The 13400-nt window shown below is 74.6% G+C and carries 13 protein-coding genes; 6 read left to right on the top strand and 7 right to left on the bottom strand.

What is annotated here, in order from left to right; translation table 11 throughout:
• Nucleotides 1–77 precede the first annotated feature (77 nt).
• From trpC to lgt, 6 genes are all read left to right on the top strand, one after another.
• Complete coding sequence (gene trpC, locus ACLQ2N_RS19395; protein ID WP_425814625.1) at nt 78–887, top strand: indole-3-glycerol phosphate synthase TrpC; 810 nt, start codon at nt 78–80, stop codon at nt 885–887.
• A gap of 7 nt (nt 888–894) precedes the next feature.
• The gene (gene trpM / locus ACLQ2N_RS19390) at nt 895–1059 is read left to right on the top strand and encodes a tryptophan biosynthesis modulator TrpM (protein WP_425814623.1); all 165 of its coding nucleotides are present in this window, start codon (nt 895–897) and stop codon (nt 1057–1059) included.
• A gap of 118 nt (nt 1060–1177) precedes the next feature.
• Complete coding sequence (gene trpB / locus ACLQ2N_RS19385) at nt 1178–2464, top strand: tryptophan synthase subunit beta (RefSeq protein WP_425814621.1); 1287 nt, start codon at nt 1178–1180, stop codon at nt 2462–2464.
• Nucleotides 2461–3273, top strand: a complete 813-nt coding sequence (gene trpA / locus ACLQ2N_RS19380; protein WP_425814619.1) for a tryptophan synthase subunit alpha — start codon at nt 2461–2463, stop codon at nt 3271–3273. The genes trpB and trpA overlap by 4 nt, the downstream gene beginning before the upstream one ends.
• A 75-nt stretch (nt 3274–3348) precedes the next feature.
• Nucleotides 3349–4167 carry a thioredoxin domain-containing protein gene (locus ACLQ2N_RS19375; protein ID WP_425814617.1) on the top strand — a complete coding sequence of 273 codons (819 nt, stop codon included), beginning with the start codon at nt 3349–3351 and terminating at the stop codon, nt 4165–4167.
• Nucleotides 4168–4272: 105 nt separating this feature from the next.
• Nucleotides 4273–5247 (top strand): prolipoprotein diacylglyceryl transferase, encoded by a 975-nt coding sequence (gene lgt, locus ACLQ2N_RS19370; RefSeq protein WP_425814615.1) that lies wholly within the window; start codon nt 4273–4275, stop codon nt 5245–5247.
• 90 nt (nt 5248–5337) lie between these two features.
• On the opposite strand, the gene ACLQ2N_RS19365 is transcribed toward lgt, so the two are convergent.
• Genes ACLQ2N_RS19365 through ACLQ2N_RS19335 form a run of 7 tightly spaced genes read right to left on the bottom strand, consistent with a single transcriptional unit; the run spans nt 5338 to nt 13235 of the window.
• Nucleotides 5338–6150 (bottom strand): HpcH/HpaI aldolase/citrate lyase family protein, encoded by an 813-nt coding sequence (locus tag ACLQ2N_RS19365; RefSeq protein WP_425814613.1) that lies wholly within the window; start codon nt 6148–6150, stop codon nt 5338–5340.
• Entirely contained in the window at nt 6147–7346 is a 1200-nt protein-coding gene (locus ACLQ2N_RS19360) for a CaiB/BaiF CoA transferase family protein (protein WP_425814611.1), read from the bottom strand. The genes ACLQ2N_RS19365 and ACLQ2N_RS19360 overlap by 4 nt, the downstream gene beginning before the upstream one ends.
• Complete coding sequence (gene rbsK, locus ACLQ2N_RS19355) at nt 7343–8227, bottom strand: ribokinase (protein ID WP_425814609.1); 885 nt, start codon at nt 8225–8227, stop codon at nt 7343–7345. Before rbsK ends, ACLQ2N_RS19360 begins: the two co-directional genes overlap by 4 nt.
• A complete protein-coding gene (locus ACLQ2N_RS19350) occupies nt 8224–9603 on the bottom strand; it encodes an ADP-ribosylglycohydrolase family protein (protein ID WP_425814607.1) in 1380 nt (459 codons plus the stop codon). The genes rbsK and ACLQ2N_RS19350 overlap by 4 nt, the downstream gene beginning before the upstream one ends.
• Nucleotides 9600–10802, bottom strand: a complete 1203-nt coding sequence (locus ACLQ2N_RS19345; RefSeq protein ID WP_425814605.1) for an ADP-ribosylglycohydrolase family protein — start codon at nt 10800–10802, stop codon at nt 9600–9602. Before ACLQ2N_RS19345 ends, ACLQ2N_RS19350 begins: the two co-directional genes overlap by 4 nt.
• Nucleotides 10729–11988, bottom strand: a complete 1260-nt coding sequence (locus tag ACLQ2N_RS19340; protein WP_425815023.1) for an ADP-ribosylglycohydrolase family protein — start codon at nt 11986–11988, stop codon at nt 10729–10731. The genes ACLQ2N_RS19345 and ACLQ2N_RS19340 overlap by 74 nt, the downstream gene beginning before the upstream one ends.
• Complete coding sequence (locus ACLQ2N_RS19335; RefSeq protein ID WP_425814603.1) at nt 11955–13235, bottom strand: ADP-ribosylglycohydrolase family protein; 1281 nt, start codon at nt 13233–13235, stop codon at nt 11955–11957. The genes ACLQ2N_RS19340 and ACLQ2N_RS19335 overlap by 34 nt, the downstream gene beginning before the upstream one ends.
• Nucleotides 13236–13400 lie beyond the last annotated feature (165 nt).

Here is a 13400-nt window from a genome sequence, read left to right as displayed (position 1 = left end):
CTGCGGATAACATCGGAGTGGCTGATCCTGTGGCCTGCTACGTTTTTTTGTCACCGTTCCGGAAGGGGGCCGCTCGCGTGAGTGTGCTCGACGAGATCATCGACGGCGTACGCGCCGACCTCGCGGAGCGGCAGGCGCGCGTCAGCCTCGACGAGCTCAAGGAACGCGCCGCCCGTGCCCCCCGCGCCAAGGACGGCGTCGCCGCCCTGCGCGGCGAGGGCGTGACCGTCATCTGCGAGGTCAAGCGCTCCAGCCCCTCCAAGGGCGCGCTGGCCGCCATCGCCGACCCGGCCGCGCTCGCCGCGGACTACGAGGCCGGCGGGGCCTCCGTCATCTCGGTCCTCACCGAGGAGCGCCGCTTCGGCGGCTCCCTGGCGGACCTGGAAGCCGTCCGCGCCAAGGTCGACATCCCGATCCTCCGCAAGGACTTCATCGTCACCTCGTACCAGCTGTGGGAGGCGCGCGCGTACGGCGCCGACCTCGTGCTGCTGATCGTCGCCGCCCTCGAACAGGAGGCCCTGGTCTCCCTGATCGAGCGCGCCGAGTCCATCGGCCTCACGCCGCTGGTCGAGGTGCACGACGAGGACGAGGCCGAGCGCGCCGTCGAGGCCGGGGCCCGGATCATCGGCGTCAACGCGCGCAACCTCAAGGACCTCAAGGTCGACCGCTCCACCTTCGAGCGCGTCGCCCCGGAGATCCCCGACCACATCGTCAAGGTCGCCGAGTCCGGCGTCCGCGGCCCGCACGACCTGATCGCCTACGCCAACGCCGGCGCCGACGCCGTGCTGGTCGGCGAGTCCCTGGTCACCGGCCGCGACCCGCGGACCGCCGTCGCCGACCTCGTCGCCGCCGGCGCCCACCCGGCCCTGCGCCACGGACGGGGCTGACCCGGCCGTGTCCCTCCCGCACCCCGAGCCGACGAGCTGTGCGCTGCCCTCGTGGCACCGCGGCTGCCGGGCGCCCGCGCGCCGGGTGCACGGCCGGCGGGTGCGGTACGTGATCGGCGCCGAGCCCGGTCAGGTCAACGGCATGCGATGGCGCAGGGCGCGCGCGTCGTAGAGCGGGCCCCGGCCGCATTTCCGCGTGTCCGAACCGCCCCGGTCCCGGACCGGGGCGGCGCTCCGCTCATGGCGCAGACGGTGCAACCACCCCTGTGACGACGAGGAGCACGTTCCGCATGTCTTCCGACTTCTTCATCCCGGACCCGGAGGGTCTGATCCCCAGCGCCGAGGGCTACTTCGGCGCGTACGGCGGCAAGTTCATCCCGGAGGCGCTGGTCTCCGCCGTGGACGAGGTCGCCGTCGAGTACGAGAAGGCCAAGGCCGACCCCGCGTTCGCCGCCGAGCTCGGCGAGCTGATGGTCCACTACACCGGACGGCCCAGCGCCCTCACCGAGGTGCCCCGCTTCGCCGAGCACGCCGGCGGCGCCCGCGTCTTCCTCAAGCGCGAGGACCTGAACCACACCGGATCGCACAAGATCAACAACGTGCTGGGGCAGGCGCTGCTGACCCGGCGCATGGGCAAGACCCGTGTCATCGCGGAGACCGGCGCCGGACAGCACGGCGTCGCCACCGCGACCGCCTGCGCCCTCTTCGGCCTCGACTGCACCATCTACATGGGCGAGATCGACACCCAGCGCCAGGCGCTGAACGTGGCGCGCATGCGGATGCTGGGCGCCGAGGTCATCGCCGTGAAGTCTGGCTCCCGCACCCTCAAGGACGCCATCAACGAGGCGTTCCGCGACTGGGTCGCCAACGTGGACCGCACCCACTACCTCTTCGGTACGGTCGCCGGACCGCACCCCTTCCCGGCGATGGTCCGCGACTTCCACCGCGTCATCGGCGTGGAGGCCAGACGGCAGATCCTGGAGCGGGCCGGCCGGCTGCCGGACGCCGCCGTGGCCTGCGTCGGCGGCGGCTCCAACGCCATCGGCCTCTTCCACGCCTTCGTGCCCGACCCGGACGTCCGCCTCATCGGCTGCGAGCCCGCCGGACACGGCGTGGAGACCGGCGAGCACGCGGCGACCCTGACCGCGGGCGAGCCCGGCATCCTGCACGGCTCGCGCAGCTACGTCCTCCAGGACGACGAGGGCCAGATCACCGAGCCGTACTCCATCTCGGCCGGCCTGGACTACCCGGGCATCGGCCCCGAACACGCGTACCTCAAGGACGTGGGCCGGGGCGAGTACCGCGCCGTCACCGACGACGCGGCCATGCAGGCGCTGCGCCTGCTCTCCCGCACCGAGGGCATCATCCCGGCCATCGAGAGCGCGCACGCGCTGGCCGGGGCGCTGGAGGTCGGCAAGGAGCTGGGCAAGGACGGGCTGATCCTGATCAACCTCTCCGGGCGCGGCGACAAGGACATGGACACGGCGGCCCGCTACTTCGGGCTGTACGACACCGACGCGGCCGTCGAGGCGGACGCCGGCAGCGGTGCCGCGGAGATCGAGGGGGACGCGCTGTGAGCGGCAACATCGAACTGCTGAACACCACGCTCGCCGCCGCGCGGGCCGAGGACCGGGCCGCGCTCATCGCGTACCTGCCGGCCGGCTTCCCGACCGTCGACGGCGGCATCGAGGCCGTCAAGGCCGCCGTCGCGGGCGGCGCCGACGTCATCGAGGTGGGGCTGCCGCACAGCGACCCGGTGCTCGACGGCCCGGTCATCCAGACCGCCGACGACATCGCGCTGCGCGGCGGCGTGCGGATCGCCGACGTGATGCGCACGGTGCGCGAGGCCCACGAGGCCACCGGGGCGCCGATCCTGATCATGACGTACTGGAACCCGATCGACCGGTACGGCGTCGAGCGGTTCACGGCCGAGCTGGCCGAGGCGGGCGGCGCCGGGTGCATCCTGCCCGACCTGCCGGTCCAGGAGTCCGCGCTGTGGCGCGAGCACGCGGAGCGGAACGGCCTGGCCACCGTCTTCGTCGTCGCGCCCAGCAGCAAGGACGAGCGGATCGCCACCATCACCGACGCGGGCTCCGGCTTCGTCTACGCCGCGTCCCTGATGGGCGTCACCGGCACCCGCGCCTCGGTCGGCGCGCAGGCCCAGGAGCTGGTCCGGCGGACCCGGGCCACCACCGAGCTGCCGGTCTGCGTCGGCCTCGGCGTGTCCGACGCCGCCCAGGCCGCGGAGGTCGCCGGCTTCGCCGACGGCGTCATCGTCGGCACGGCCTTCGTCAAGCGGATGCTCGACGCCCCCGACGAGGCGGCCGGGCTCGCGGGCGTCCGTTCACTGGCGGCCGAGCTTGCCGAAGGTGTTCGAAAGCGCTGACACCTGAGGTAACCCGAACGGGTGGACCTCGGTCCGGGGAGGCACGCGAGTGCCTCCCCGGGTCGTTTGCGCGGTGTGAGCGAGAAGAACGAACAGGGTAAGAGGGCCGCGCGAGACCGGCTGATCCAGCAGCGCGAGCAGGCGAAGGCGCGCGACCGCCGGCGCCGCACGCTGATCGTGTCCACGGCCGTGGTGGGGGTCCTCGGCCTGGCCGCGGTCGTCGGCGTGATCGCGGCGAACACCGGCGGCAAGAGCGACAAGTCCAAGGCGTCCGGACCGGCCGTCGCCCCGTCCGGGGCGACCGGCAAGGACGCCCTGGCCATCCGGGTCGGCGCGGACGACGCCCCGTCCACCCTCACCATCTGGGAGGACTTCCGCTGCCCGGTCTGCGCCCAGTTCGAGACCGCGTTCCGCGACACGATCCACGAGATGGAGCGCGACGGCCAGATCAAGGTCGACTACCACCTCGCCACGATCATCGACGGCAACATGGGCGGCAGCGGCTCCCTCAAGGCGGCCAACGCGGCCGCCTGCGCGCAGGACGCCGGCAAGTTCTCCGCGTACCACGACGTGCTGTACAGCAACCAGCCGGCGGAGACCGACGACGCCTTCGGGGACAACGACAAGCTGATCGAGCTCGCCAAGAAGGTCCCCGGCCTGGACACGCCCGACTTCCGCGGCTGTGTCGAGGACGGCAAGCACGACGCGTGGGTGGAGAAGTCCAACAAGGCCTTCAGCGACGGCGGCTTCCAGGGCACTCCGACGGCCCTGCTCAACGGGGAGTCGATCTTCCCGAAGAAGGGCGACGAGGCGATCACGGCGGCCAACCTGAAGAAGTGGGTCGCCGAGGCCAACAAGGGCAAGAAACCGGCCACCGCCACGGCCACGCCGTAAGGCTTCCATGGGGCCGGCCGGGGGAATCGAAGGCCCGCTCGTTACCCAGACGTTGCCGGGTGGGTTGTCCTACCTCCCGCCCGGCAGGGTAGCGTCGATGCTGCCATGAACCTTGCCTACATTCCCAGCCCGTCGACCGGCGTGATCGATCTCGGACCGATCCCGCTCCGCGGCTACGCGTTCTGCATCATCATCGGTGTCTTCGTCGCCGTCTGGTTCGGCAACAAGCGCTGGATCGCCCGAGGCGGCACCGCAGGCACCGTTGCCGACATCGCCGTCTGGGCCGTGCCCTTCGGTCTTGTCGGCGGCCGCCTCTACCACGTCATCACCGACTACCAGCTGTACTTCAGCGACGGTGAGGACTGGGTCGACGCCTTCAAGATCTGGCAGGGCGGGCTCGGCATCTGGGGTGCGATCGCGCTGGGCGCGGTCGGTGCCTGGATCGGCTGCCGCCGCCGCGGGATCCCGCTGCCCGCCTGGGCCGACGCCCTCGCCCCCGGCATCGCCCTCGCCCAGGCGTGCGGCCGCTGGGGCAACTGGTTCAACCAGGAGCTGTACGGCAGGGCGACCGACGTCCCGTGGGCGCTGAAGATCAGCGAGGGCCCGAACCGGGTCGCGGGCACCTACCACCCGACCTTCCTGTACGAGTCGCTGTGGTGCGTCGGTGTGGCCCTCCTGGTCGTCTGGGCCGACCGCCGCTTCAAGCTCGGTCACGGACGGGCGTTCGCGCTGTACGTCGCGGCGTACTGCGCGGGGCGCGTGTGGACCGAGTACCTGCGCGTGGACGAGGCGCACCACATCCTGGGCCTGCGGCTCAACGTGTGGACCGCGCTGATCGTGTTCGTGCTGGCGGTGACGTACATCGTGATCTCGGCGAAGGTCCGGCCGGGCCGCGAGGAGGTCGTGGAGCCGGGGGCGCCCGGGGCGCCGGAGGCGCCGGAATCCTCGGACGAGCCGGAAGCCGACGCCGACGCGAAGCCGGACGCCGACGCCGACGCGAAGCCGGACGCCGATGTGAAGTCGGAGGCCGACGAGGACGCGCCGAAGGCGGACGGTACGGCCGAGGCCGCCAAAGGCTGACGCCGCGCAAGCTGAGTGAGGGGCCGCCGGATTCCGGCGGCCCCTTCGCCGTCGCCGGGTGTCCTCAATCGCCGGACGGGCTTGATGTGCTCACCGTTTGCGCTGGGCCAGCGCCAGGGTCCGGCGCGCTTGCGCAACCACCGCCGCGTCCACGAAGCGGCCGTCCGGGAGGGCCTGGGCCCCTGCCTGGTCGCGGGCCGCCTCCACGATCTCCCAGGCCGCTTCGACCTCCTGCGGCGTCGGGTGGAACGCGCGTTCGATCACCGGGAGCTGGCGGGGGTGGATCGCCGCCCGGCCCAGGAAGCCCAGGGCCCGGCCGTGGGCGCAGGAGGACCAGAGGCCGTCCAGGTCCCGGACGTCCGCGAACACCGACTGTGTGGGCGGGGCCAGGCCGGCCGCCCGGGCGGCGACCACCACCCGGCTGCGCGACCAGTCGAGGCCCGCGTCCTCCCGTACGCCCAGATCGGCGCGGAGGTCCGCCTCGCCCAGGGCGATGGCGCGGACCTGGGGGTGCGCGGAGGCCACCGAGTACGCGTGCTCGATGCCGAGGGCCGACTCCAGGAGCGGGCACAGGGCCACCCCGGGGGCCAGTGCCGCGATGTGGTGCACGGAAGCGGCGTGGGTGATCTTCGGCAGCCGCAGCCCCGCGAGCCCCGGCAGGCCGGCCAGCGCCAGGACGTCCGCCTCGTCGTTGACCCGGACATGGACGGGCGGCGCCGTGGCGGACGGCGGGTCCGACAGCAGTTCCACCGTCGCGGCGCGCGCGTACTCCTTGCGGTCGGGGGCGACCGCGTCCTCCAGGTCCACGATCACCACATCCGCCCCCGAGCCGGCCGCCTTGCGCACGACGTCCGGCCGGTCGCCGGGCACGTACAGCAGGGTGAGGGGGGCCGCCGCGCTCACAGCACCCGCTCCGCCCGCAGCGCCGAGATCTCGGGCCCGCTCAGCCCCAGCTCGGTCAGGATCTCCTCGGTGTCGGCCCCGTGCGGGCGGCCCGCCCAGCGGATCGCGCCCGGGGTCCGGGAGAGCCGGAAGAGGACGTTCTGCATCCGCAGCGGGCCCAGCTCCGGATCGTCCACCTCGGTGACGGAGTCCAGCGCCCGGTACTGCGGGTCCTCCATCACGTCCCGGACGTCGTGGATGGGGGCGATGGCGGCCTCCGCCTTCTCGAACGCGGACAGGGCCTCCTCCCGGCTGTGCCGGGCGATCCAGTGGCCCACGGCCTCGTCCAGCTCGTCGCTGTGCTCGGCGCGGGTGGCGCCCGAGGCGAACCACGGCTCCTCGATCAGGTCCGCCCGCCCGACCAGGCGCATCACCCGCTCCGCGACGGACTGCGCGGAGGTGGAGACGGCCACCCACTGCCCGTCCGAGGTGCGGTAGGTGTTGCGCGGGGCGTTGTTGCGCGACCGGTTGCCGGTGCGCGGCTGTACGTAACCGAGCTGGTCGTACCAGAGCGGCTGCGGGCCGAGCACGGTCAGGATCGGCTCGATGATCGCCATGTCGACCACCTGCCCCTCGCCGGTACGGTCGCGGCCGGCCAGCGCCGCCATCACCGCGTACGCCGTGGCGAGCGCGGCGATCGAGTCGGCCAGGCCGAACGGCGGCAGGGTCGGCGGCCCGTCCGGCTCCCCGGTGATCGCCGCGAAGCCGCTCATCGCCTCGGCCAGCGTCCCGAAGCCGGGCCGGTGGGAGTACGGGCCGAACTGGCCGAAGCCCGTGACGCGCACGAGGACCAGGCGGGGGTTGACGGCGTGCAGCTCATCGGGCCCGAGGCCCCACCGCTCCAGCGTGCCCGGCCGGAAGTTCTCGATGATCACGTCGGTGCCGGCGGCGAGCCGCAGCAGCAGATCGCGGCCCTCCGGGGCGGAGAGGTCGAGCGTCAGGTTGCGCTTGTTGCGGCCGAGGAGCTTCCACCACAGGCCCACCCCGTCCTTCGCGGGCCCGTGGCCCCGGGACGGGTCGGGGCGCACCGGGTGCTCCACCTTGATCACTTCCGCGCCGAAGTCGCCCAGCATCGTCGCGCAGAGCGGGCCCGCGAAGAGCGTGGCGAGATCGACGACCCGCAGTCCGGTCAGCGGCGGCGCCGCGGGGGCGCTCACGCGCCGTCGATTTCGCTGCGGTACGGCATGGAGACCGAGGCGCCCGGTTTCTGCACGCAGAGCGCGGCGGCGGCCGAGGCCCAGGCGACGGCCTGCGGGACGGGCCGCCCCTCGCCCAGCGCCACGGCCAGGGCGCCGACGAAGGTGTCCCCGGCGCCGGTGGTGTCGACGGCGGTGACGTCCGGGGCCGGGAAGTGGATGGTGCGGCTGCCCCGGGCCGCGTACAGGCTGCCCTTCGAACCGAGCGTGATGAGCACCGCGGGGACCTGGCCGAGGAGGATCTCCGCCGCCGCGTGCGGGTCGTCGTAGCCGGACAGCTCGGCCGCCTCGTGCTCGTTGGGGATCAGCAGGTCGACGTGGTCGAGGAGTTCGGAGGGCAGCTCCTGCACGGGGGAGGGGGTGAGCAGGGTCCGTACGCCCTGGGCGTGACCGGCCCGGGCGCCCTCGATCACGGCGGACATCGGCAGCTCCAGCTGGAGCAGCAACAGATCCGCCTCGGCGATGGCGGCCACCTCGCCCGGACCGAGCGCGGTCATGGTGCCGTTGGCGCCGGGGATGACCACGATCGCGTTGGACCCCTTGGCGTCGACCACGATGTGCGCGGTGCCGCTGGGGCCCTCGGCGGTGTGCAGCAGGTCGGTGTCGACGCCGGAGTGCTCCAGGTTCTCCCGCATCCGTACGCCGTACTCGTCGTCGCCGACCGCGCCGATCATCAGCACGTCACCGCCCGCGCGGGCGGCTGCGACGGCCTGGTTGGCGCCCTTGCCGCCGGGGATGGTGCGGAACTCCCGTCCGGTGACGGTCCGGCCGCGTTCCGGGGCCCGGTCGACGTAGGCCACAAGATCCATATTGGTGCTGCCGAGCACCGCGACTCTGGTCATGGGCGGAGTGCCTCCTCGTGGGTGAGCCGGTGGGTCAGGGCGGCCAGGGTGTCGAAGCCGGCCCCGTCGAAACCGGGGACGGACGTGGCGAGCCGGTTCTTCAGCGGGGCGGTCCACCGGTCGGGCAGCGCGTCCGGCCGCCCGGCGAGCAGTCCGGCGAGCGAACCGGCGGTCGCACCGTTGGAGTCGGTGTCCCAGCCGCCGGACACCGCCTTGCAGATCGAACCGGTGAAGTCGCCGTCGGCGTGGGTGAGCGCGGCGGCCAGCAGGGCCGCGTTGGGCAGCACATGCACCCAGTGATACCCGCCGTACGCCGCGTGCAGCCGGTCCACGACCGTATCGAAGTCCCGCTCCTGGCGGGCGGCCGCGATGCCGTCGCGTACCGCCGCCGCGAAACGCGAGCGCGGGGGCACCACACGCAGGCCGGTGGCCAGGCAGCCGTGCGCGTCGGTCTCGCCCGTGGCCGCCTCGGCCAGCGCCGCCGCCGTGAACATCGCGCCGTAGACGCCGTTCCCGGTGTGGGTGAGGACCGCGTCGCGGTACGCCTGCTCCGCGGCCCCGGCAGGGTCGCCCGGCCGGGTCCAGCCGTGCACGTCGGCCCGGATCTGCGCGCCGATCCACTCGCGGAACGGGTTGCGGTGGCGGGCGGTCTCCGGGGGCTCGATGCCGTCGAGCAGATTCCGGTACGCGATCCGCTCGGCGGTGAACGTACGCCCGGCCGGCAGCTCGTCCAGCCAGAGCCGGGCCAGGTCCGCGGTGGTGAACGAGGCGCCGTGGCGCTGGAGCAGCAACAGGGTGAGCAGGGGGTGGTTGAGGTCGTCGTCCTCGGGCATGCCGTCGATGTTCTCGGCGAGCGAGGTGGGCGCGGAGCGCCGGTTCCACGGATAGGTGGCGGCCAGCGGGGCGGGCAGACCCCGGGCGGTGAACCAGGTGTTCAGCGGCCAGTTGCCGGTCGCCCGGGCCAGGGCGCGGATGCCTTCCAGCGGCAGCTTCTCGACCGGCTTGCCCAGCAAGCACCCGGCGGCGCGGCCCAGCCAGGCGGCGTGCAGCCGCTCCCGGCCGGCCGGCCGCCCGCCCCGCGCGCGCGGCCACTGCGGGCAGGCGGCCCGGATCGCGTCCAGGCCGTCCGGCTCGTCACCGGCCAGCGGGGATTCCAGCAGGGCGAGTTCGTCCAGCAGCCGCTCGGCGACCGCGCGCAGCCCGGGCGGGGCGCCGGGGGCGGATGCGCCGGCGCGCTCGGGGGCGGGGGAGCCGCCGGCCTCGTACCACCGGCGGGCGATGTCGCGTGCGTCGCGGCCGTCCTCGGCGGCCTGCCGCAGCTCGTGGCCCACCAGGTCCTCCGGCTGCACCCAGGTCACCCGCACCGCCGTGGTCACGAGGTGCCCGCCAGCGTGGCGAAGGCGGCCTCGTGGGCCCGGCGGCGTGCGGTGTCCCGCGCGAACACCTCGCGGGCCACCTCGGCCAGGGTCCGGGCCGGGGCGCGCAGGTCGAGGCGGCTGGCCTCGGCGACGGTGGCCGCCCAGTCGGCGGGGACGGCGCGTTCGCCGTGCAGGGCGCCCGCCAGCGCGCCGCTCATCGTGGCGATCGAGTCGCAGTCGCGGCCGTAGTTGACCGACCCGAGGACCGCCTGCCGGTAGTCCCCGCCGGCGGCCAGGAGCATGCCGAGGGCGACCGGCAGCTCCTCGATCGCGTGCAGCCGGGACGGGCGGCGGGCGCCGAGCGAGGGCGCGCGGTAATCGGGGCCGACGGTGTCGAAAGGGGCGACGGCCGCGCGCAGCGGGACGAGCGCCGACTCCACGTCCTGGTGGCGGGCGGCCGCCTCGCAGACGGCCTCGATCGCGGCCCGGGTGCCGTCCTTGGCGAGCGACAGGCACGCCTCCACGATCGTGGCGGGCGTCGCCCCGGGCGCGCAGGCGGCGGCCACCCCCGCCGCGAAGACGCCCGCCGCCTCCCTGCCGTAACTCGACTGGTGGGCCCCGGCGACGTCGATCGCCTCGGCGTACGCCGCCTGCGGATGGGCGGCGTTCACCAGACCGACCGGGGCCATGTACATCGCGGCCCCGCAGTTGACGATGTTTCCGGAGCCCGCCTCGCGCGGGTCGACGTGGCCGTAGTGCAGCCGGGCGACGATCCACTTCTCCGCGAGGAAGACCCGCTGGAGCGGCAGCGCCTCGGCCTCCAGCTCGGGAATCCAGCGCGGAGCGCCGATCATCTCCGGTACGAGGTGGTCGGCGACCGCGTACGCGTCGAGATGGCCGCGCACCTTCCCGTACACCCGGACCAGCGCGTGCGTCATCAGGGTGTCGTCGGTGACGTGCCCGTCCCCCTTGTGGTACGGGGCGATCGGGCGGGCCGTCCGCCAGTCGTCGCCGTCCCAGGGGCCGACGATCCCGGTGATCCTGCCGCCGTGCCGGGCCGTGATCTGCTCCGGGGAGCGGCCCTCGACCGGGCCGCCCAGCGCGTCGCCGACGGCGGCGCCGACGAGGGCGCCGGTGATCCGGTCATCGAGCGTGGGCGTCGTGGCTGTCGTGGGGGAGGGGGACGTCGTGGGCGCCAGGGGCACGGTGGAGGTCATGTCCGAATTGTCCACCCATGGGGGCCGGTTCCGTGTCTGCCAGCAGCCCGGCGAGTTCCAGCAGATCCGTGCCCGCGAGGCGGGGCAGCGCGCAGCCGGCCAGCGTCCGGCAGGTCTCGCGCCAGCCGTCGGGCACGGAGCCGATGGAGCCCAGTGCCCCGGTCAGCGCGCCGGCCAGGGCGGGCGCGGAGTCCGCGACCCGGGACAGGCAGGCCGCCGCGGGCACGGCCTGCGCGATGTCGCCCCGGGACGCGGTGGTCAGCGCGAGAGCGACCGGTACGGTTTCGGCGGCGGCGATCCCGTAGCTGTAGACGTGGTCCACGATCTGGTGCTCCAGGACCGGGACGAGCGCGAACGCCCCGGCCCGCTCCCCGGCGAACTCCCGGGCGATCCGGACCGCGTGGGCCGCGTTGCGGGCGATCTCGGTGCCGTCGGGGAGCTGGGCCAGCGCGGCGTTCACGGCGGTGTCCACGTCCGCCCCGCCCAGCGCCTCGGCGCTCGCGGCGGCCATCGCCCGCGCCCCGTGAACCCCGTCCCCGTCCTGGGTGAAGCGCGCGTCGAACTCCGCGAGCTCCGCCGCCGCGTCCGGGTCGCCCGGGTGGACGACCGCCAGCACGGCCGCCCGTACGCACGCCGCGTCGTCGAAGTAGTGCGGGTTGTCGTGCCCGGTGGCGGGCGGCCGCAGCCCGGCGGCGAGGTTGCCGAGCCCGGCCCGCACCGAGATCCGCGCCCGCAACGGCAGCACGGCCGCCTCCACCTCGGTCGCCCGCGCAGCGGCGGCGGCGACCTCGGCGGCGAGGGCGTTCCAGGCCCCGGCGACGGCAGCGCGCACGTGTGCGTCGCACGGACCGGAGGCGGGCCCGGCCCGCCCGTGCCCGGGGGCCGCCGCCAGCACGGTCCCCGCCGCGAACGCCGCCCACTCGGCATCGTCGGACGGCCCGAGCCGCAGCGGCTCGGGGGGCTGGTTGAGGGCGATGGGCACCGGGAGCGTGGTCGTCGCGTTCTGCTCGGCGAAGGTGTCCAGCTCCCGGGTCAGGCGCCGGGTCCACTCCGGCATCCGGGCCGCCCGGTGCCGGGCCGCGGGCCACCCCGCGGCGTCCCCGGCGGCCAGCCCGATGAGCAGCCCCTCGATCCGCGCCCGCCGCGCCCCGCTCACCGGGACACCGCCCCGGCGCCCGCGGGGCAGCCGCCCGGCCGCGCGGGCCCGGCCGCGGCGGGGGCCGGTGCTCCCCCGGCGGGGGCGCGGTCCACCGGTTCGTCCGGCTCCGCCCGGTCCGCCCCGGGGCCCTTCACCGGGCTGCGGCCCGCCCGTCCGGCCGAGCCCGCCGCCCGTCCGGCCCCCGGGGTGCGGCGCGGTGGTCCGTCGGTCGCGGCCGTTTCGTCGGCGCCCGACACCAGCAGGTCCGCGATGTCCACCACGTGGTACCCGCGCATCGACGGCAGGCAGCTGCCGCGTACCGGGCCGATCGCGTCCGCCCAGAGGCGGGGGATCGCCGACGCGCCGTGCAGGGCGCCGGACAGGGCGCCCGCCACCGCCGCCGTCGTGTCGGCGTCGCGCCCCATGTTGACGGCCATCAGCACCGCCGTACGGAAGTCGCCGCGTGCCGCCGCGAAGGCGCCGAAGGCCAGGCCGACCGCCTCCGGGGCCAGGTCCGTCCACGGGTAGCCGCCGACCACCACGGCCGAGCGGACCGCGCGTTCGCCGGTGAGGCGGTCGGGGTACGGGCGCCGCGCCGCCGTCACCGCGCGGCGCAGCGAGCGGGCCGTCCAGGAGTCCATGGGGACGACCGAGAGCGCGGCGGCGATCACCGAGGTGACCGAGGCGCCGGTCATCGCGGCGGCCACCCCGGCGGCCACCGCCTGGCCCCCGTAGATGCCCTCGCCCTCGTGGCTGACCCGGCCGTCGACCGCGACCAGCCGGGCCGCCTCGGCGGGGCGCCCGGCCGCGAAGACGCCGAAGGGCGCGGCCCGCATCGCCAGGCCGTCGCTCCAGGCGTGCCGGTGCTGGGCGGAGATCGGCGCGGCCAGGCCCCGGCGCAGGTTCTCCAGGGTGCCGCGCTCGCTGAAACCGGCGCCCCGGAACGGCCCCTCGTCCAGGTCGGCGATCCACAGCCGCCAGGCCCGCTCGACATCGGTGACGGTGAGGTCCGAGCCGTGCCGGGCCAGCAGCAGCCCGGAGAAGATCGCGTACTCCGTGTCGTCGGTGCCCGCGGGGTCGTCGCTGACGAAGCCCTCGATCCGGCCCCAGCGGCGGCGGATCTCGGAGGGCCGCATGTTCTCCGCCGGGGCGCCGAGCGCGTCGCCGACCGCGAGGCCGAGCAGCGCGCCCCTGGCCCGGTCGCGGGGCCCGCCCGGGGCCGGCCCGTCCGGAAGCCCTGCCGTCCGTGTGCCGCCCACCCGCGGCGCCGTCGGATTTCCTGCGACCGTCTCCATCGCGTCGACCCTTCGCTCGTACCGAGCCAGTACTCGTGCCTGTGGGATCCGTTCCACGTCGAGCCGGGACGAAGGCCGGTTATCCACACAAAAGGGCCACTCGGATGAAACCTTCCGGACAGCAAGGCAAGCCGTACCTATCCGGTTACGCAGGGTGGTAAGTAC

Origin of the sequence: Streptomyces sp. DT224, assembly GCF_049844595.1 — a bacterium.
Taxonomy (GTDB): domain Bacteria; phylum Actinomycetota; class Actinomycetes; order Streptomycetales; family Streptomycetaceae; genus Streptomyces.
Note: the sequence above shows the minus strand (reverse complement) of the source record. Positions and strands in the feature narration are given on the sequence as shown.